This window comes from Actinoplanes sp. CA-030573, from assembly GCF_050951115.1.
GTDB lineage: Bacteria > Actinomycetota > Actinomycetes > Mycobacteriales > Micromonosporaceae > Actinoplanes.
The window spans coordinates 9,146,963-9,164,480 of record NZ_CP192038.1; the positions used below are offsets into that span (position 1 = coordinate 9,146,963).

The following is a 17,518-nucleotide window of genomic DNA, read 5'->3' on the forward strand; positions in this document are numbered from 1 at the left end:
CTGCGCCCATGAGCGACGTCATCTACGACAACAAGGGCCAGCTCCAGCAGATTCAGAGCGGCCTGCTCGAGGGCGAACAGATCATCGCGGTCTACGACGCGGTCGGCGCCGGCACCGGCTTCATCGGGCTGACCAACCGGCGCATCATCATCCAGGACAAGTCCTTCGTCGGTAAGCGCGTCGCGATCACGAGCATCCCGTACTCGAAGGTCAGCTCGGTCAGCGTCGTCAGCAACAAGAGCTGGGCCGGCGACTTCTTCTCCTCGGGCACCATCGTCATCACCGTCGGCACGCATCAGCACGAGGTCGAGTTCCGCGGCGTGGAGAAGACCCAGCACGTGCACAACGTGATCCTGCACTACTCCTCGTAGTCCAGAACCCGGGTGGGCAGCGGCGTCTCGGTCACCGTGCCGTCCGCTGCCCGCTTCAGCTCGTAGCCTCCCGGCCCGTCCCGGTCGGCCACCACCTCGGCCAGCTCGGTGCCGCGGTAGAGCAGGCCGGCGCCGTCGTCGGTCGCGTAGCCGTCGCCGAGGGTGCCGTCGGCGATCAGCTCGTGCATCTTGGGCCGGCGCTGCGCCTCACCGTCGTAGTGCACTCCGTTGCTGTACGGCAGCCAGCCCAGCCCATCGGTGAAACCGCGCAACTCGGTCCCGTACGAGTCGGTGCTGCCGCCCTGGTGCCAGCAGATCGACCCGGCCGAGATCCCGGCCAGCACCACCCCCGACTGCCACGCCTCGTGCAGGATCGCGTCGAGCCCGTGCGCCCGCCAGACCGCGCAGAGGTTGGCCACGCTCCCGCCCTCGACCCAGATGACGTCCTGCCTCAGCAGATGTCCCCGGATGTCGTCCACGTTGGGCATCGGGAACAACTGCAGGTGCGACGCACGGAAGTCGGCCTCGGCCAGCGCCGAGTAGCAGGCGCCGATCAGCGTCTGCGGGTCGCCGGTCGCCTGGGCCAGCACGCAGAACCGCGGGCGCTCGGGCGAACCCGCCAGCTCGGCGGCGAAGCGGAGCATCGGACCGACGTGGACGTCGTACGGCCCGCGGGGCCCACGCCGGAACCCGGCGCTCGTGGCGAGGATGGTCGGCTCGTCGGCGGTCACCGCATCATCATGGCGCACGCGTCGGCGGTGTCGATCACGAGATCGGCGGCCGTGTCGATCGCCGCGGTCAGGTGCACCGGGTCGCCGTCGACCTGGCCGAAGACTTCGTCCACCCGCTGCCGGAACCGCTCCGGCGCGCCGGGCAGGGCGGCGGCCGCGGCGACCGCGCCCTTCTCGTTGATCAGCCAGCGGCCGGCGGCGCCGTGCAGCGCGTGGGCGCACACCCCCACCAGCCGGAACAGACAACCGGCCACGTACGCGCTGTCGCCGCGGGTGACGGCCTTGCGGGCGACCGCGACCAGGAAGTCGGCCTCCCACAGTCCCGCGACCAGGGCCTCGGCCAGCTTCGGTGGGTAGGCCCGCATCCGGTCGCGGACCTCGCCCAACTCCCCGGTCGGATCGGCCAGCACCCGGCCGAGCGCGAGCTCACCCGCGTACGCGAAATCGGGAAAGCCCAGCGGATGGCCCGCCTGCTGATGGAAGGCATATCGCCCGCGCTCGCAGTCGGCCCAGACCGACAGCACCCGGCCGAGGTCACGGTAGATCCAGTCGACCGCGTGCCCGTCGATCTTGAGCCAGCCGCCGCCGTCGACCCACGGTCCCCAGCCGCCGGGCGCGGTGACCACGGCGGCCGGGCCGGCGATCGCCTTGGCCAGCGCGCCGAGCCGGTCGACGTCGAGCGGGGCGCGGTAGTAGAGGCCGACGTCCGTGTCCGACTCCGGGGTGTGCGCGCCGCGGGCCCGGCTGCCGCCCAGCACCACGCCGATCACGCCGGGCACCTCGGTCATCCGGGCGGCGAGCTCGGCCAGGCGGTCGTCGGTCAATGCCCCCGTCACGCGCCCCAGTCTTCTCCGCGGCCGGTCAGCAGGCCACCCCTTCGAGATAGCCGAGGTCGGCGTCGAGCACGAGATCGGGCAGGGTGGCATCCTCCTCGCGGCCGTCCCGGTCCTCGCCCCCGTCCTCGGCCTTGGCCTTGTCCTTGGCCTTGTCCTTGTCGTTGGCCGGGCAGACCGCACCGCGCCCGAGGGGAACGCAGAAGTTCAGCGCCTCGCCACAGTTCCGGTCACGGTGCCCCAGGCCCCGGCGGGTGCCGTAGGCGACGACCCGGTGCTGCGGCTGCTGGGTGACCACCGCGTCGATCAGCTTGCGCTCGACCGGCCGGCCGTCCCGCAGCGTCACCAGATAGCGCAGGGTCTCCACCCCGGGCACGCCGGGCGTCCTCTCCTTCTCGGCGCCCCGCGGCAGCTTGGGATCCCGCACCACGCGCGTCTCGAACGGGATCGCCCGCGTCTCGGTCTCGGTGCGGGTGGTCTCGCCCGGGGAGCCGGGCCGGGCCGGATCGCCCGCCTTCACCGGCGGCGGCTCGGCCACCTTGCCGGCGCTCGCCGGTCCGGTCGCGTTCGCTTCGCCGGTCCCGTTCCCTTCGCCGGTCCCGTTCGCCGGGCCGGTCGCGTTCGGGCCGTTCCCATTCGTCAAGCCGGTCGCGTCTGCCGGGCCCGTCGCGTTTGCCGGGCCGGTTCCGTTCGCCGGGCCGCTCGCGTTCGTCTCGCCGGCGGCCCGGGCCGGTCCCGCCGTTCCGCGCCGGAGCGGCGCGGCGGCGTGCGGTTCCCCGTCCGCCGGGACCTCGGGCAATGCGGCCTCGGCGTCGCCGGCCTGGGTCACGATCCGGGTGCCGGCCCGCTCGCCGCCCCCGGTCAGCGTGGCGACCGCGACGGCGCCGCCGGCCACGACCACCAGCACCGCGCTGGCGCCGACGGCCATTCGCACGCCGAACGGCAGCCTGGCCCACCAAGACTTTCGTGGCATTTCGAGCAGTTGCTGCCAAGAGTCACTAGTTGTCTGGTTTTGCACCAGAGCATTGTGCAGCGCGAGGCCCGGGAAGCAAGCACCCGGGCCCCACGGGCGAGCCGATCAGGCCGGCTTGCGAACCGTCTCCAGCGCCTTGCTCCACGCGACGACCTGGTCGATCACGGTGTGCAGGGCCTGCTCCTGGTGCTCCTTGGGCAGGAAGACGCTGTAGTTCTCGAAGTCCTGGGCCAAGGAGAGGAGGACCTGGGCGCGTACGTCGGCGATCATCAGCTCTCCGGCGATGAGCCGGAGGTGCTCGACGGCGCGCGCGCCACCGACCGAGCCGTATCCGACGAAGCCGGCGGCCTTGTTGTTCCACTCGGCGAACAGGAAGTCGATCGCGTTCTTCAGCGCGCCGGAGGTGGAGTGGTTGTACTCGGGGGTGACGAAGATGAAGCCGTCGAGCGAGCCGATCTTCTGGGCCCACTCGAGCGTGTGCGGCTGGGTGTACTGCCCCAGCGACGGCGGAACCGCCTCGTCCAGGTGCGGCAGGTTGTAGTCGAGCAGGTCGACCAGCTCGAACTCGGCGTCGGTGCGCTTGGACGCGACGTCGAGCACCCACTTGGCGACGGCCTCGCCGTTACGGCCGGGACGGGTGCTACCGAGAATAATGCCGATCTTGGTCATCGTGCTCCTTTGTTTGCTACGTCAAGCAAATAATGCGGCGGGACCGTCGTAGGATCAATGTCATGTCCGCCACAACGCCTGAGGAGGTCACTCCGCTCACCGCGGAGGAGGAGGCGGTGATGCGCGCCCTGGGCCGCCTGATGCTGGTGCTGCCCCGCGCCCTCAACGCCGATCTCGAGCGTGAGCAGCGCATGACGGCCAGCGAGTACAGCGTGCTGCGCCACCTGTCCGAGTCGGAGGGCGGCCTGATGCGGATGAGCGAGCTGGCCCAGGCCTGCGACATGTCGCTGAGCGGCATGACCCGGCTGGCCGCCAAGCTCGAGGGCCACGGCTACATCAAGCGCATCAAGTGCGACTCCGACGCCCGCGGCTGGAACGCCGTGCTCACCGACACCGGGCTGGCCCGCCTGCGAGAGGCCTGGCCGACCCATCTGGAGAGCGTCCGCCGGCACATCTTCGACCACCTGGGCGAGCTCGACCTGCCGGCGCTGGCCCGGGCGCTGAACGCCGCCGCCGACTCCTGATCCAGCCCGCACCGCCCTCTCCCGCTCTTGCGTCTTGACGTATTCCGTTATGGGTATACGATTGGGTCATGGCACGAGCGGCAACGACGACGGACGCGTTCAACGCGGTGGCCGAACCACGGCGGCGACAGATTCTCGACCTGCTGGCCCAGGGCGAACGGCCGGTCAACGACCTGGTCGAGCTCCTCGGCCTGGCCCAGCCCCAGGTCTCCAAGCATCTGCGCGTGCTGCGCGAGGTCGACCTGGTGCGCGTCCGCGACGAGGGCCGGCAGCGGCTCTACCGGGTGAACGCGGAGCCGCTGCGCCCGATCCACGACTGGCTGACGAAGTACGAGCAGGCGTGGACCGCCCGTTTCGACCTGATGGACACCGTCCTGGCGGAGCTCAAAGAGGAGGAATCTCATGGCGACGACTAGTGGCACGGCCAAGGTGACACTCCCGGCCGACACCCAGATCCTGATCACCCGAGAGTTCGACGCGCCCCGGCACCTGGTCTGGCGCGCCTACACCGAGCCTGCGCTGATCAAGCGATGGTGGGCCGGCAACAAGGGCAACGTCACGAGCGTCGAGGTCGACCTGCGGGTCGGCGGTTTCTGGCGGTACGTGATGGTGGCCAACGGCGGCTTCGAGGTGGCCTTCCACGGCGAGTTCCGCGAGGTCGCACCGCCCGAGCGGCTGGTCAACACCGAGGCCTTCGAGGGCGTGCCCGACCCCGACGGCACCGCGGGCGTGGTCACCGTGACGCTGACCGAGAAGGACGGCCGGACGTACCTCGAGTCCCTCTGCGAGTACCACTCCCAGGAAATCCGGGACGCGGTCATCGGCTCGGGCATGGAGGGCGGCATGCAGGAGTCGTACGACGCGCTCGAGCAGGTCGCCGTCTCGCTGGCCTGATCGCGCCCTTTGCTCTGCTCACCCATACGCGCCGCTACGCCGGCCGGTCGCTGTTGCGGCCGGCCAGGCCGTAGGACTCCAGCGCGGCGTCGAGCATCCGTTCCTGCGCGGCGGCCGGGTAGGCGGCGGGATCGGCCGCCGCGAAGGCCGCCGCCCCCTCCACCATCGCGCTCAGCGCCAGCGCCACAGTGGAGACCCGCCCGGCCGGCCACTCCGGCGCCGCCGCCGCGACCAGTCGTTCCAGGCGCTCGCGCCAGAGCCGGTTGTTGCGCCGGTGAATCTCGATCAGCTCCTCGTCGGCGAACGCCGCGGCCAAGAAGCCGATCCAGACCACGCTTCCGCTGATCGTCTCGTCGTCGAGCGCGAGGCCCTGCCGCAGCACCGCTCGCAACGCCTCCCGCGGCGACCGGGCCGCCGCCTCCAGCGCCTCGACCCGCCCACGGCTCGTCTCGTGCAGCAGCTCGCGGGCGTGCCGCAGCAACGCCCGCCGGTTGGGGAACCGGTGCATGACCAGGCCGGTGGTGCACCCGGCCGCGGCCGCGACGGCCCGCACCGTCAGTCGTTCGAGGCCCTGCTCGGCCAGCACTTCCCAGACTGCCCGGGATAGTGCTTCCGCTTGAGCCGGCCGGTCCGCCGTCCGTGACACGCGTCTCCCCCTGCGATTCCGTAACGGATGTTACCGTAACGCTTGTTACGTTACCGCCATGCTCGGCGACGACGGAAGCGGAGGCACGGACGGCGGCGGAGAGCGCCCGCTCCTGGCCGCGCACTGCCGGGTGCTGGCGCGGAGAGCGGCGGCGCGGGCCGCGGCGGAGAGCGGCGCGGGCCGCGGCGGAGAGCGGCGCGGGCCGCGGCGGAGAGCTGCAGTGCGGCGGAGAGCTGCAGTGCGGCGGAGAGCTGCAGTGCGGCGGAGAGCTGCAGTGCGGCGGAGAGCTGCCGGGAGCGGCCGGGCGGCGGAGAGCGGCGGTGCGGCGGAGAGCGCGACGGAAAGGGCGAGCGGCATGTGGACGATCGAGGAACGCGACTGGGACGACCCGGCCGGCCAGGCGCTGCGCACGGCCCAGCGCGCCGAGTTGGACGCGCGCTACGGCAGCGACGACCACGAGCCCGGTGCCGCGCCATCGGCCGCCGACATCGATGTCTTTCTGGTCGCGGCCGACGCCGACGGCCGGCCGGTCGGGTGCGGCGCCCTCCGCCGGCTCGACGCGACGAGCGCCGAGGTCAAGCGGATGTACGTCGAGCCCGGCAGCCGCGGCTCCGGCGTGGCGACCGCGGTGCTGCGCGCCCTCGAGGAGAAGGCCCGGGATCGAGGCTGGACCACGCTACGCCTGGAGACGGGCCCGGCCCAGCCGGACGCGATCCGCTTCTACGAGCGCGAGGGCTATCGGCAGATCCCGCTCTACGGCGTCTACGTGGGCTCCGATCTGTCCGTCTGCTACGAGCGGGAGCTGGTCGGGAAACAATAGGAACCGCGGGAGGGCCCTCACGACGTACATCCTCAGCCATCACGCTCCGTGAGGCAGGCCGACCGACATTTCCGAAATTTCGCCGGAATGCCGCACCGCGGCTTTGGCGGCTTGCAGCATAGTAAATGGCGAAGCGGTTGCGTGTCATTACGACGGTCGAGAAATGGCGAGGACCCATTTCCGGCAGCCCCCGCACGAAGATCGTCATGCCATTCATGAAAAACGCCCGCAAAGCGCATCGATAAACCGTCCGGAATGGCGCTCCCACCCGCGCCGAAAACCGGCCGGCCACACCCGCCGGACGAGTGGCACAAGATCCCGCCCGGCGTTACCGATCGTTTCGCGACGTTTCCCGTCGGCGCATCCCAGGGTGATCATCCGCAGCCGCGAACCCGATCGCGTCGCCTGCCAACGGCCACACCCGGTTTCGACGTGTTGCCACGGGGTGGCACATCTCAGCCACCGGGGCACAGGCTCACGTAGCGCGGCACCCGCACCACCCTTACCGGGCCTAGTCACGAGCCCACGGCCCGGGTAGGGTACCGATCGCGTACCGCCCGATGGAGTCTGGTTGGTCCTGGACCCCGCATCGGCGACAGCAATGACCGGAAAGCGGCTGTGGTGGCGGTCTTCCCGGTCGAGATCAAGGGGTCGGCGAGTTCTCGCCGGCCCCTTTTTCGGCAATTCCTGGAATACGCCGACAATCCATGATCGTGAAATCGATTCGCGATCATTTTGCCGGGCCGCGCACCAAATCGGACCACGCGCGACCACTTGATCGGGGCAACTCTGCGTGCTGGAATCGGATCCACGGCGACGCGGCCTTGATCACCACCGGGGCCCGCCGCTCTTCACCAGAGATCTTTTTCTCGGGGTCCAGGACCAATTACAGATGGAAGGAACCATCGTCCGTGTTCACTGACATCAACCGACCCACTCCCCCGGAGTGGTGGGACGCGCGGCCGGCGACGGTGCGTTACCACCACCCCGGCTGGGGCGCCCTCGTCCTTCTCCTCGTCATCGGCGGCGGCACGCTGCTGTGGAGCCGTCGTGGCCGCGCGGGCGGTGCGGCATGACGGCGGCACCGCGGTGGAGCGGTGCGCTCGGTCAGCGGCGCCGCCCGATCTCGCGCGACGCCACCAGCGGCCCGACCGCGCTACCCCAGCGCGACCACGAGATGACCCGGTTACGGGCGAAGCTGATGAACCCCGAGGCCGCCTACGCCGACCTGATCGAGCGGCTCAACTACGCCGTCGTCCAGGCCGGCAAGCCGTCGCTGAGCGCCCTCGGCAAGCAGGTTGACTACAGCAAGGCCACGCTGTCCAAGGTGCTCACCGGCAAGGCGATGCCCTCGTGGGTGCTGGTCCGCCGGCTGGCCGAGCACTTCCAGGTCCCGCCCGCGGTCGTCCAGGAGTGGTACACGCTGTGGACCGCCGCCAACATGCACGGCCGCCGCGCCGTACCGACCCGGGTGCAGGAGATCGCGCCGAGCCCGGCGGCCGAGCCGGCCCACCGGTGCCCGCACTGCGGAAACTGGGTGGTCGAGCAGACGGCCCTGCTGCAGAACCCAGCTTGACACCCGCCCCCGAATAGGCGCCGGCCCTCTTCCCCAGAGGGGGCCGGCGCCTGGCGCGTTCAGACGTTGAAGCGGAACTCCACGACGTCGCCGTCGCGCATGACGTAGTCCTTGCCCTCCATGCGGACCTTGCCGGCCGCCTTCGCCGCCGCCATCGAGCCCGCGGCCATCAGGTCGTCGTAGCTGACGATCTCGGCCTTGATGAAGCCGCGCTGGAAGTCGCTGTGGATGACGCCGGCCGCCTCGGGCGCCGTCGCGCCGGTCGGGATCACCCAGGCGCGCGCCTCCTTCGGGCCCGCGGTCAGGTACGTCTGCAGGCCCAGCGTGTCGAAGCCGACCCGGATCAGCTGGTTGAGGCCGGGCTCGGTCTGGCCGGTCGACTCCAGCAGCTCCATGGCCTCGTGCGGCGGCAGGTCGATCAGCTCCGACTCGATCTTCGCGTCCATGAAGACGGCCTCGGCCGGAGCGACGAGCGCGCGCAGCTCGTCGAGGAACGCGGCATTGCCCAGCTCGGCCTCGTCGACGTTGAACACGTACAGGAACGGCTTGGTGGTGAGCAGGTGCAGCTCGCCCAGCAGGGCCAGGTCGATGTCCTTGCCGCCGGAGTAGAGGGTGACGCCGTCGTTGAGCACCTTGAACGCGGCCTCGGCCGCGGCCACCACCGGCGCGCGGTCCTTCTTGAGCTTGGCCTCCTTCTGCAGGCGGGGCAGCGCCTTCTCGACCGTCTGCAGGTCGGCCAGGATCAGCTCGGTGTTGATCGTCTCGATGTCGTCGGCGGGCGAGACCTTGCCGTCGACATGCAGCACGTTCGGGTCCGAGAACGCGCGCACGACCTGGCAGATCGCCGAGGCGTCGCGGATGTTCGCGAGGAACGCGTTGCCGCGGCCCTGCCCCTTGGACGCGCCACGCACCAGGCCGGCGATGTCGACGAAGCTCACCGGCGCCGGGATCACCTTCTCGCTGCTGAACAGCTCCGCGAGCTTCTCCAGGCGCTCGTCCGGCAGCCCGACGACGCCGACGTTCGGCTCGATCGTCGCGAACGGGTAGTTCGCCGCGAGCACGTCGTTCTTGGTCAGGGCGTTGAACAGGGTGCTCTTGCCGACGTTGGGCAGGCCGACGATTCCGATGGTGAGGCTCACGGAAGCCCAGTCTACGCAGCCTCCGAAGGTGATCACCGAGCTGACGGTCATGTCCGAATCCCGCCAGCTTTTTCCGGGGAAACCCAGCACACTCGAGGGCATGGAACTGGACTTCGAACGGTGCTACCGGGCCGTGGACAGCCGGGACCAGCGGTTCGACGGCTGGTTCTACACCGCCGTGACCAGCACCGGCATCTACTGCCGCCCGTCCTGCCCGGCGATGACTCCGAAGCGGGAGAACGTCACGTTCTTCCCGAGCGCGGCCGCCGCCCAGCGCGCCGGGTTCCGCGCCTGCAAGCGCTGCCGGCCGGACGCGGCGCCCGGCTCCCCCGAGTGGGACGTGCGCGCCGATCTCGTCGGCCGGGCGATGCGGCTGATCGGCGACGGCGTGGTCGACCGCGAGGGCGTGCCCGGCCTGGCCAGTCGCCTCGGCTACACCGAGCGCCACCTCAACCGGATGCTCACGGCCGAGCTCGGTGCCGGGCCTCTCGCACTGGCCCGGGCGCAACGGGCGCAGACCGCGCGCATCCTCACCGAGACCACCGGACTGGGGCTCGCGGAGATCGCCTTCGCGTCCGGTTTCGGCAGCGTGCGGCAGTTCAACGACACCATGCAGGAGGTGTACGCGCAGACGCCGAGCCAGCTTCGCGAACACCGCCCGATCAGGAACGCCGAACCGGGCACGATCAACCTCCGGCTCGCGTACCGATCGCCGTTGCACGTCCCGGCACTGCTCGACTTCCTCGAACGGCGGGCACTTCCGGGTGTGGAGGAACGGTCGGGTGACACGTACCGCCGCGGTCTGGTCCTGCCGCACGGAAGCGCGACCGTCGCACTCACCCCGGCCGATCGCTGGGTGTCCGCGACGCTGCGCCTGAGCGATGTGCGCGACCTCGCGCCGGCCGTCGCCCGCTGCCGGCGGCTCTTCGACCTCGACGCCGATCCGGACGCCGTGGACGCCACGCTGGGTGCCGATCCCGCGCTGAGCGAGCAGATCAAAACCGAGCCGGGCGTACGCGTACCGCGCGCGGTCGACGGATTCGAGATGGCCGTGCGAGCGATCGTCGGGCAGCAGGTGAGTGTGTCCGGCGCGCGCACGACGCTGACCCGGATGAGCCGCGCGGCCGGCGGATTCGACGGCCCCGACCTGGCCGGGTTCCCGTCCGCGCAGGCGATCGCCGATCTGCCCGACGTGGCGTTCGGCATGCCCGTCGCCCGCCGGGAGACGATCCGTCAGCTGGCCGCGGCGGTGGCCGCCGGCAAGATCGACCTGGAGCCCGGCGCCGACCGCGAGGAGTCGGTGGCGCGGCTGATGGAGGTGCCCGGGGTCGGCGCCTGGACCGCCGGATATGTGGCGATGCGGGCGATCGGTGACCCGGACGTGTTCCTGCCGACCGACCTCGCGGTGCGTCGCGGCGCCGCGGCCCTGGGCCTGCCCTCGACGCCCAAGGCCCTGGAGAAGCACGCCGCACGCTGGCGGCCGTGGCGCTCGTACGCCCTGATCCGCCTGTGGCGTGCGTCCTGAGCGCAGTTATCCACAGGCACGAAGAAAGTCGCGCGCGGCCGGCCACGAGAGGCCAAGCTGTGTCCCCGAACCACCTGGAGGACGAGATGTTGAAGTACCAGACCATGGATACGCCGACCGGCCCGCTGACCATCGTGGTCGGCGACACCGGCGCGGTGCGCGCCGCCGGCTTCACCGACGACGTGGGCGAGCTGCTGCCGCTGATCCATCGGGGCCTGCTCGAGCCGGCCGCGCCCGCCGACGACATCGGCCCGGTCACCGGCCACGTCCGCTCCTATCTCGACGGCGACCGCGGCGCGCTCGACCGGGTGGTGGTCGAGCAGCGCACGGGCGGCGAGTTCATGGCCCACGCGTGGCGGGTGATGCGCGAGATCAAGCCCGGCCACCCGGTGACCTACACCCAGTTCGCCGAGCTGGCCGGCCGCCCCGCCGCCATCCGCGGCGCCGCCTCGGCCTGCGCCCGCAACCCGGTCGCCCTGTTCACCCCATGCCACCGAGTGCTGCGGCTCGACGGCTCCCTCGGCGGCTACCGCTGGGGCCTGCCGGTGAAACGCTGGTTGCTCGACTTCGAGGCGGCGGCCTGAGGGCGGGCGAAATCGGGGGACGGCATTTGTCGACAGCCGTAGCATTCTACGCATGACTGATACGGGTTTGACCGCGCGCGCCGGTCTTCCCGAGCGACCGTCGCTGGACGGGCTCGAGGACAAGTGGGCGCGCCGCTGGCAGGAGGAGGGCACGTATACGTTCAGCCGTTCCAAGGAGCGGGCGGATGTATACGCGATCGACACCCCTCCGCCGACCGTATCGGGCGAGCTGCACATGGGGCACGTCTTCTCGTACACGCACACCGACACGGTCGCGCGGTTCCAGCGGATGCGCGGCAAGACCGTCTTCTATCCGATGGGCTGGGACGACAACGGGCTGCCGACCGAGCGGCGGGTGCAGAACGTCTACGGCGTCCGGTGCGACCCGGCGCTTCCCTACGACCCCGAGTGGCAGCCGCCGGCCACGGCGCCGAAGCAGGCCGTCTCGATCTCCCGGCGCAACTTCGTCGAGCTGTGCGAGCGGCTGACCGTCGAGGACGAGAAGGCGTTCGAGGAGCTGTGGCGCAAGCTGGGGCTGTCCGTCGACTGGGGACTGACCTACACGACGATCGGCGAGCGGGCCCGGGCCGTCTCGCAGCGGGCGTTCCTCGACAACGTGGCGCGCGGTGAGGCGTACACGGCGGAGGCGCCGACGCTGTGGGACGTCGGCTTCCGCACGGCCGTCGCCCAGGCCGAGTTGGAGGATCGGGAGCGGCCCGGCGCGTACCACCGGATCCGCTTTCATGGCCCGGACGGGCCGGTCGAGATCGACACCACCCGGCCGGAGCTGCTCCCGGCCTGTGTCGCGCTGGTCTTCCACCCGGGCGACGAGCGCTACCGGCACCTGGTCGGCCGCACGGTCCGCACGCCGTTCTTCGGCGTCGAGGTGCCGGTCCACGAGCACCCGCTGGCGGCGCCGGACAAGGGCACCGGCATCGTCATGGTCTGCACGTTCGGCGATCTGACCGACGTCACCTGGTGGCGTGATCTCCAGCTGGAGACGCGGGTCGTTCTCGGCCGCGACGGGCGCTTCCTGCCGGACCGGCCGGTGGACGTCCCGGCGGCGGCGTACGAGCCGTTCGCGGGCCTGACCGTCAACGCGGCCCGGCGTGAGATCGTCCGGCTGCTGCGCGAGGCGGACGACCTGGTCGGCGAGCCCACACCGATCACGCACCCGGTGAAGTTCTACGAGCGGGGCGACTCGCCGCTCGAGATCGTCACGAGCCGGCAATGGTTCATCACCAACGGCGGCCGCGAGCCCGAGCTGCGCGATCGGCTGCTGGCCCGCGGCCGGGAGCTGAGGTGGTTCCCGGAGCACATGCGGCACCGCTACGAGCACTGGGTGAACGGGCTGACCGGGGACTGGCTGATCAGCCGGCAGCGGTTCTTCGGCGTGCCCATCCCGGTTTGGTACCGGCTCGACGACGCTGGCGAACCGGACTACGCCCAGCTTCTCATACCGGACGAATCATCACTGCCGGTTGACCCTTCCTCGGAGTGTCCCCCGGGCTTCGACGAGTCCCAGCGCGACGTCCCGGGCGGCTTCACGGCCGACCCCGACGTCATGGACACGTGGGCCACGTCGTCGCTCACACCGCAGATCGTCGGCGGCTGGCTCGACGACGAGGACCTCTTCCGCCGGGTCTTCCCGATGGATCACCGGCCGCAGGCGCACGAGATCATCCGGACCTGGCTGTTCACCACGGTCCTGCGGGCCGAACTCGAGAACGGCGTGCTGCCCTGGCGCAACGCGGTCCTCTCCGGCTGGATCCTCGACCCCGAGCGCAAGAAGATGTCGAAGTCCAAGGGCAACGTCGTCACGCCGCTGGACCTGCTGGTGCAGAACGGCTCGGACGCGGTGCGGTACTGGGCGGCGAACGGCCGCCCCGGCGCCGACCTCGCCTTCGACCCGGCCCAGATCAAGGTCGGCCGGCGGCTGGCGACGAAGCTGCTCAACGCGTCGAGGTTCGCGCTCGGGCTGGGCGCGGCCGAGGCGCTGCGACAGCCGGTGACCGAACCGCTCGACCGGGCGATGCTGAGCCGGCTAGCGACCGTGGTCAGCGCCGCGACCGAGGCCTTCGACCGGTATGACCACACCGACGCGCTGCAGGTCACCGAGCAGTTCTTCTGGACCTTCTGCGACGACTACATCGAGCTGGTCAAGGAGAGGGCGTACGCCGAGGGCCCGCCGGCCGACTCGGCGCGAGCGGCGCTGGCGGCCGGGCTGTCGGTGCTGTTGCGGCTGTTCGCGCCGTTCCTGCCGTACGTGACCGAGGAAGTCTGGTCGTGGTGGCGGTACGGCTCGGTCCACCGCTCGACCTGGCCCACGAAGTACGAGCTGACCCGGGTCGCCGGCGAGGACGGCGACGCCGGCCTGCTCGACCTGGCCGGCGAAGCGCTGCGCCAGGTGCGCCGGGCCAAGTCCGACCGGAAGCTGTCGATGAAGGCCGACGTGCCGCTGGCCGAGGCACTCGGTCCGGCGGCGCTGCTCGACCGCCTGGCGCTGATCGAGGGCGACCTGAAGGCGGCCGGCCGGATCGCCAAGCTCGACCGGCTGCCCGACCGGACGCCCGAGCTGGTCATCGCCTGCGCGTTCTGATTGCTGGGCCGGGACCGGCAAACGCCGGTCCCGGCCGTCCTCGCTGTTGCAGCATGAAAGGCATGTCGATCGCGCCCGAGCAGGTCGAGGCGCCCGCCGCCGACACCGTGCTGTTCCGGTCCTCGCCGTGGCGGACGTTCGTGACCGTCTTCGCACTGCTGATGGTCTCGTTCGGCGCGGTGTCGCCGATCGCCGCGCTGTTGGCCGGCGGCACCGGGAACCCCTGGTGGCAGACCGGGCTGGAGGCGGCGGCGATCAGCATGCTGGCGGCCGGCGCGTACGCGTGGTCGACCCGGGGCGCGCTGAAGACCTGGATCCGCCTCTCCTCCGGCGGCCTCGAGCTCGCCGCCCAGGACAGCGACCCCATCCTGCTGGCGTGGCCGGACATCGCTCATGTGGTGGTGCGCCGCCGCGGGCTGCGGTCGGTGCTCGAGGTCACGCCGGTCGACCTCGACCGCGTGCACCCGGTGCAGGGCGAAGGCCCGGGCGGCCCGGCCATGACCGACACCGCCGGCGGCGTCGCCTTCACCGCCGACCTCACCGAGATCTGGCCCGGCCCGCGAGCCCTGCGCCGGGAGCTGGCGAGAAGGCTGCCGGCCGAACCCGTCTCCTAGAAGTCGAAGTCGCCGCCGAAATCGCCGCCGCCGCCGAAGTCGCCGCCGCCGCCGAAGTCGCCCATGTTGTCGCCGCCGTAGTCGCCGCCGCCGAAGTCCTGGGCGGCGTCCTGGTAGCCGTCCTGGAAGCCGTCGCCGTAGCCCATGTCGCCGAACCCGGGCGAGAACAGGGCGTCGAAGATCAGCATGCCGCCGAGGACGCCGGCGCCGGCGCCCAGCGCCGTCTTCCAGACCGGCGTCGAATACCAGCCGGCCGGGACCGGGCGGCCCTGCACGCGGCCGCCGGGGTAGTAGTAGGGCGTGTCGGCGCCGGGCATCGGGCCCGCCTTGTAGTGCTGGCCCTGCACGTTGACCTCGCGCTCCTGGGTCAGCCGGCCGGCGCCCTGCGCGCTCGCCAGCGGCGGCAGGTCGGGGCCGGGGTCGATGCCCATGGCGACCCGGGCGGCGCGCACGTAGTTCAGGCCCTCCAGCGCCGACTCGCGGGCCAGCTCGAACTGGCGCACGGTCTTGGCCTGCTGGAGTTGCCCGCCGGCCGCGTTGTAGCGCTCGCCGGCGTCGGAGAGGGCCTGCCGGGCGGCCGGGTCGTCGCCGTGCAGGTTCATCAGCTGACCGCCGAGCCGCTCGTACCACCGCTGGGCGTCGGCCCGCGCGTCCTCGAGGTGGGTCTGCTGGTTCGCGGCGCCGTTGCGGCGCGCGAGCATGACGACCAGCAGGACGACGATGACGATGCCCAGGATCAGCAACACACTCATGTTTCAACGGTACCCTCGCGGTTCTTGTCGTACCCTTCTGGCAATCTGCCCGATGTGACCGTCTCGACGCTGGCCGTGGTGCTCCTCTGCTTGGCGGCCGGCGCTGCCCTCGGCTGGCTCGCGGCCCGCATGCGCGCGGCGGCCGACATCGCCCGGCTCGAGGCCACCGTCCAGGCCCACCGCGACGGCGAGGAGCGGCTGGAGCAGTCGATGCGGGCGCTGTCCTACGAGTCGGCCGCCCAGTCGCAGGAGGCGGTGGCCATCGCCGTCGCCCCGCTGCAGGACACGCTGCGCCGCTACGAGCTGCGGGTGGCCCAGCTCGAGCGGGAGCGGATCGACGCCTACGCCGAGCTGCGCGAGCAGGTGCGGCAGATGGGCGCGGTGTCGGGCGAGCTGCGCACCGAGACGAAACAGCTGGTGGCGGCGTTGCGGGCGCCGCAGGTGCGGGGGCGCTGGGGCGAGCATCAGCTGCGCCGGGTGGTCGAGGCGGCCGGCCTGCTCGAGCACTGCGACTTCGCCGAGCAGGTCACCGGCGTGACCGACCAGCAGGGCGTGCGGCCCGACCTGGTGGTACGCCTGCACGGCGGCCGCAGCATCGTGGTGGACGCGAAGGCGCCGCTCGAGGGCTATCTGTCGGCGGCCGAGGCGCGCGACGAGCGCACCCGCGACGCCTGCCTCGACCAGCACGCCCGCCACCTGCGCTCACACATCGACGCGCTGTCGGCCAAGGAGTATTGGACGGCGTTCGAGCCGTCGCCCGACTTCGTGGTCCTGTTCGTGCCGGCCGACCCGTTCCTCGACGCGGCGCTGCAGCACGACCCGACGCTGATGGAGCACGCGTTCCGGCGCAACGTGGTGCTGGCGACCCCGGCCACGCTGGTGGCGATGCTGCGCACGGTGGCCTATTCGTGGCGGCAGGAAGAGCTGGCCCGCAACGCGGTGGCGGTGCACGGGCTGGCCCGGGAGCTCTACGGGCGGCTGGCCACCCTGGGTGACCACGTCGGCAAGCTCGGCACGGCGCTCGGCGGGGCCGTCACGGCGTACAACAAAGCGGTTGGCTCGTTGGAGTCGAGGGTGCTGGTCAGCGCGCGCAAGCTGGCCGAGATGGGGGTGTCGCACCAGGAGATGCCGCCGCCGCCGCAGGTCGAGGTCGCACCCCGCCAGCCTCAAGCGCCTGAGCTGAGCTAGCCCGCCCGGGAAGGGAAGGCGCGGGGAAAAGGAGGACCCGCGACCAAGGGTGGGCGCGAGCGCGGGGAGGCGCGAGAAGCCGGCGCTAGCTCTTCGCGGCCGCGGCCTTCATGTCGCGGCGCAGCTCCTGCGGCAGCGAGAAGGTCAGGCGCTCCTCGGCCGTGGTGTACTCGGTGACCTCGCCGAAGCCGCGCGACGCCAGGTGCGCCAGCACGTCCATGACCAGGTCCTCCGGCACGCTCGCGCCGGACGAGACGCCGACCGTGGTCGCCCCGGACAGCCACTCGTCCTGGATCTCGGCGGCGTAGTCGACCAGGTGGCCGGCCCGCGCGCCGGCGTCGATCGCGACCTCGACCAGGCGCACGGAGTTCGACGAGTTCTTCGAGCCGACGACGATCACCACGTCGCAGGACGGGGCGATCTCCTTGACCACGTGCTGACGGTTCTGCGTGGCGTAGCAGATGTCGTCGCTGGGCGGGGACTGCAGCAGGGGCAGCCGGGTCTTGAGCCGGGACACCGTCTCCATGGTCTCGTCGACCGACAGCGTGGTCTGCGACAGCCAGACGACCTTGGCCGGGTCGCGCACGACGACCTTGTCGACCGCCTCGGGACCGTCGACGAGCTGGATGTGCGCCGGGGCCTCGCCGGACGTGCCGATGACCTCCTCGTGGCCCTCGTGACCGATGAGCAGGATGTCGTAGTCGTCGGCGGCGAACCGCTTCGCCTCGTGGTGCACCTTGGTGACCAGCGGGCAGGTCGCGTCGATCGCCTTGAGGTTGCGCGCCCGGGCCTGCTCGTGCACCTCGGGCGCGACGCCGTGCGCCGAGAAGACGACGGTGGACCCCTCGGGGACCTCCTCGTTCTCCTCCACGAAGATCGCGCCGCGGGCCTCGAGCGTGCTCACCACGTGCTTGTTGTGCACGATCTGCTTGCGGACGTAGACCGGGGCGCCGTAAAGCTTCAGCGCCTCCTCGACGGTCTGCACCGCCCGGTCGACGCCGGCGCAGTAGCCGCGCGGCTTGGCCAGCAGAACACGCTTGCGAGCTTCGGTCACCCGGCCATGGTACGTGCCGCTCGGTG

At 71.3% G+C, this 17,518-nt stretch carries 20 protein-coding genes; 12 read left to right on the plus strand and 8 right to left on the minus strand.

All coding sequences use genetic code 11. The features are described 5' to 3' along the window. Positions 1–8 precede the first annotated feature (8 nt). The gene (locus ACQP2F_RS42310) at positions 9–371 is read left to right on the plus strand and encodes a PH domain-containing protein (protein ID WP_433297994.1); all 363 of its coding nucleotides are present in this window, start codon (positions 9–11) and stop codon (positions 369–371) included. Here the strand turns inward: ACQP2F_RS42310 and ACQP2F_RS42315 are convergent. The 4 genes from ACQP2F_RS42315 to ACQP2F_RS42330 all read right to left on the minus strand — a co-directional run bounded on the left by ACQP2F_RS42315 (position 359) and on the right by ACQP2F_RS42330 (position 3,577). Further along, a complete protein-coding gene (locus ACQP2F_RS42315; protein WP_433297996.1) occupies positions 359–1,102 on the minus strand; it encodes a Type 1 glutamine amidotransferase-like domain-containing protein in 744 nt (247 codons plus the stop codon). The two genes, ACQP2F_RS42310 and ACQP2F_RS42315, sit on opposite strands and share 13 nt — an antisense overlap. Further along, on the minus strand, positions 1,099–1,938 hold the full coding sequence (locus tag ACQP2F_RS42320; protein ID WP_433297999.1) for a nucleotidyltransferase domain-containing protein: 840 nt from the start codon (positions 1,936–1,938) through the stop codon (positions 1,099–1,101). The genes ACQP2F_RS42315 and ACQP2F_RS42320 overlap by 4 nt, the downstream gene beginning before the upstream one ends. A gap of 25 nt (positions 1,939–1,963) precedes the next feature. Beyond that, on the minus strand, positions 1,964–2,908 hold the full coding sequence (locus ACQP2F_RS42325; protein ID WP_433298002.1) for a G5 domain-containing protein: 945 nt from the start codon (positions 2,906–2,908) through the stop codon (positions 1,964–1,966). A 105-nt stretch (positions 2,909–3,013) separates the two neighbouring features. Then, positions 3,014–3,577 (minus strand): NADPH-dependent FMN reductase, encoded by a 564-nt coding sequence (locus tag ACQP2F_RS42330; protein WP_433298005.1) that lies wholly within the window; start codon positions 3,575–3,577, stop codon positions 3,014–3,016. A gap of 62 nt (positions 3,578–3,639) precedes the next feature. On the opposite strand from ACQP2F_RS42330, the gene ACQP2F_RS42335 reads away from it, so the two are divergent. The 3 genes from ACQP2F_RS42335 (at position 3,640) to ACQP2F_RS42345 (ending at position 4,995) form a co-directional block, all read left to right on the plus strand. After that, positions 3,640–4,101, plus strand: a complete 462-nt coding sequence (locus ACQP2F_RS42335) for a MarR family winged helix-turn-helix transcriptional regulator (protein WP_433298008.1) — start codon at positions 3,640–3,642, stop codon at positions 4,099–4,101. Positions 4,102–4,169: 68 nt separating this feature from the next. Further along, the gene (locus ACQP2F_RS42340; protein WP_433298011.1) at positions 4,170–4,517 is read left to right on the plus strand and encodes an ArsR/SmtB family transcription factor; all 348 of its coding nucleotides are present in this window, start codon (positions 4,170–4,172) and stop codon (positions 4,515–4,517) included. Beyond that, entirely contained in the window at positions 4,504–4,995 is a 492-nt protein-coding gene (locus tag ACQP2F_RS42345) for an SRPBCC family protein (RefSeq protein WP_433298015.1), read from the plus strand. Before ACQP2F_RS42340 ends, ACQP2F_RS42345 begins: the two co-directional genes overlap by 14 nt. 34 nt (positions 4,996–5,029) lie before the next feature. Here the strand turns inward: ACQP2F_RS42345 and ACQP2F_RS42350 are convergent, their stop codons facing one another. Further along, positions 5,030–5,641: a TetR/AcrR family transcriptional regulator gene (locus ACQP2F_RS42350; RefSeq protein ID WP_433298018.1), complete on the minus strand. Its 612-nt coding sequence runs from the start codon at positions 5,639–5,641 to the stop codon at positions 5,030–5,032. A gap of 355 nt (positions 5,642–5,996) precedes the next feature. Between ACQP2F_RS42350 and ACQP2F_RS42355 the strand changes: the two genes are divergently transcribed. From ACQP2F_RS42355 to ACQP2F_RS42365, 3 genes are all read left to right on the plus strand, one after another. Continuing rightward, positions 5,997–6,461, plus strand: coding sequence for a GNAT family N-acetyltransferase (locus ACQP2F_RS42355; RefSeq protein ID WP_433298021.1), 465 nt, complete (start codon positions 5,997–5,999; stop codon positions 6,459–6,461). A gap of 911 nt (positions 6,462–7,372) precedes the next feature. Beyond that, the gene (locus ACQP2F_RS42360) at positions 7,373–7,537 is read left to right on the plus strand and encodes a hypothetical protein (RefSeq protein ID WP_433298023.1); all 165 of its coding nucleotides are present in this window, start codon (positions 7,373–7,375) and stop codon (positions 7,535–7,537) included. After that, entirely contained in the window at positions 7,534–8,037 is a 504-nt protein-coding gene (locus ACQP2F_RS42365) for a helix-turn-helix domain-containing protein (RefSeq protein ID WP_433298025.1), read from the plus strand. Before ACQP2F_RS42360 ends, ACQP2F_RS42365 begins: the two co-directional genes overlap by 4 nt. Positions 8,038–8,096: 59 nt before the next feature. Here the strand turns inward: ACQP2F_RS42365 and ychF are convergent, their stop codons facing one another. Further along, positions 8,097–9,176 carry a redox-regulated ATPase YchF gene (ychF, locus tag ACQP2F_RS42370; protein ID WP_433298028.1) on the minus strand — a complete coding sequence of 360 codons (1,080 nt, stop codon included), beginning with the start codon at positions 9,174–9,176 and terminating at the stop codon, positions 8,097–8,099. Positions 9,177–9,276: 100 nt separating this feature from the next. Here ychF and ACQP2F_RS42375 point away from each other — a divergent pair, with 100 nt between their 5' ends. The 4 genes from ACQP2F_RS42375 to ACQP2F_RS42390 all read left to right on the plus strand — a co-directional run bounded on the left by ACQP2F_RS42375 (position 9,277) and on the right by ACQP2F_RS42390 (position 14,498). Next, positions 9,277–10,701, plus strand: coding sequence for a DNA-3-methyladenine glycosylase 2 family protein (locus ACQP2F_RS42375; RefSeq protein ID WP_433298031.1), 1,425 nt, complete (start codon positions 9,277–9,279; stop codon positions 10,699–10,701). An 86-nt stretch (positions 10,702–10,787) separates the two neighbouring features. Next, a complete protein-coding gene (locus ACQP2F_RS42380; protein WP_433307841.1) occupies positions 10,788–11,285 on the plus strand; it encodes a methylated-DNA--[protein]-cysteine S-methyltransferase in 498 nt (165 codons plus the stop codon). Positions 11,286–11,337: 52 nt separating this feature from the next. Next, positions 11,338–13,884 carry a valine--tRNA ligase gene (valS, locus tag ACQP2F_RS42385; protein WP_433298034.1) on the plus strand — a complete coding sequence of 849 codons (2,547 nt, stop codon included), beginning with the start codon at positions 11,338–11,340 and terminating at the stop codon, positions 13,882–13,884. Between the two features lie 62 nt (positions 13,885–13,946). Then, positions 13,947–14,498 (plus strand): hypothetical protein, encoded by a 552-nt coding sequence (locus ACQP2F_RS42390; RefSeq protein ID WP_433298037.1) that lies wholly within the window; start codon positions 13,947–13,949, stop codon positions 14,496–14,498. On the opposite strand, the gene ACQP2F_RS42395 is transcribed toward ACQP2F_RS42390, so the two are convergent. Further along, a complete protein-coding gene (locus tag ACQP2F_RS42395) occupies positions 14,495–15,250 on the minus strand; it encodes a hypothetical protein (RefSeq protein WP_433298040.1) in 756 nt (251 codons plus the stop codon). The genes ACQP2F_RS42390 and ACQP2F_RS42395 overlap by 4 nt on opposite strands. Positions 15,251–15,304: 54 nt before the next feature. Here ACQP2F_RS42395 and ACQP2F_RS42400 point away from each other — a divergent pair, with 54 nt between their 5' ends. Then, positions 15,305–16,438, plus strand: a complete 1,134-nt coding sequence (locus tag ACQP2F_RS42400) for a DNA recombination protein RmuC (RefSeq protein ID WP_433307843.1) — start codon at positions 15,305–15,307, stop codon at positions 16,436–16,438. Between the two features lie 85 nt (positions 16,439–16,523). On the opposite strand, the gene ACQP2F_RS42405 is transcribed toward ACQP2F_RS42400, so the two are convergent. Further along, the gene (locus ACQP2F_RS42405; protein ID WP_433298042.1) at positions 16,524–17,492 is read right to left on the minus strand and encodes a 4-hydroxy-3-methylbut-2-enyl diphosphate reductase; all 969 of its coding nucleotides are present in this window, start codon (positions 17,490–17,492) and stop codon (positions 16,524–16,526) included. Between the last annotated feature and the right edge of the window lie 26 nt (positions 17,493–17,518).

Coding starts and splice junctions, on each gene's coding strand:
- ACQP2F_RS42310 (WP_433297994.1), top strand. CDS start 9: ATGAGCGACGTCATCTACGACAACAAGGGCCAGCTCCAGCAGATTCAG.
- ACQP2F_RS42325 (WP_433298002.1), bottom strand. CDS start 2,908: ATGCCACGAAAGTCTTGGTGGGCCAGGCTGCCGTTCGGCGTGCGAATG.
- ACQP2F_RS42330 (WP_433298005.1), bottom strand. CDS start 3,577: ATGACCAAGATCGGCATTATTCTCGGTAGCACCCGTCCCGGCCGTAAC.
- ACQP2F_RS42335 (WP_433298008.1), top strand. CDS start 3,640: ATGTCCGCCACAACGCCTGAGGAGGTCACTCCGCTCACCGCGGAGGAG.
- ACQP2F_RS42340 (WP_433298011.1), top strand. CDS start 4,170: ATGGCACGAGCGGCAACGACGACGGACGCGTTCAACGCGGTGGCCGAA.
- ACQP2F_RS42345 (WP_433298015.1), top strand. CDS start 4,504: ATGGCGACGACTAGTGGCACGGCCAAGGTGACACTCCCGGCCGACACC.
- ACQP2F_RS42355 (WP_433298021.1), top strand. CDS start 5,997: ATGTGGACGATCGAGGAACGCGACTGGGACGACCCGGCCGGCCAGGCG.
- ACQP2F_RS42365 (WP_433298025.1), top strand. CDS start 7,534: ATGACGGCGGCACCGCGGTGGAGCGGTGCGCTCGGTCAGCGGCGCCGC.
- ACQP2F_RS42375 (WP_433298031.1), top strand. CDS start 9,277: ATGGAACTGGACTTCGAACGGTGCTACCGGGCCGTGGACAGCCGGGAC.
- ACQP2F_RS42380 (WP_433307841.1), top strand. CDS start 10,788: ATGTTGAAGTACCAGACCATGGATACGCCGACCGGCCCGCTGACCATC.
- valS (WP_433298034.1), top strand. CDS start 11,338: ATGACTGATACGGGTTTGACCGCGCGCGCCGGTCTTCCCGAGCGACCG.
- ACQP2F_RS42390 (WP_433298037.1), top strand. CDS start 13,947: ATGTCGATCGCGCCCGAGCAGGTCGAGGCGCCCGCCGCCGACACCGTG.
- ACQP2F_RS42395 (WP_433298040.1), bottom strand. CDS start 15,250: ATGAGTGTGTTGCTGATCCTGGGCATCGTCATCGTCGTCCTGCTGGTC.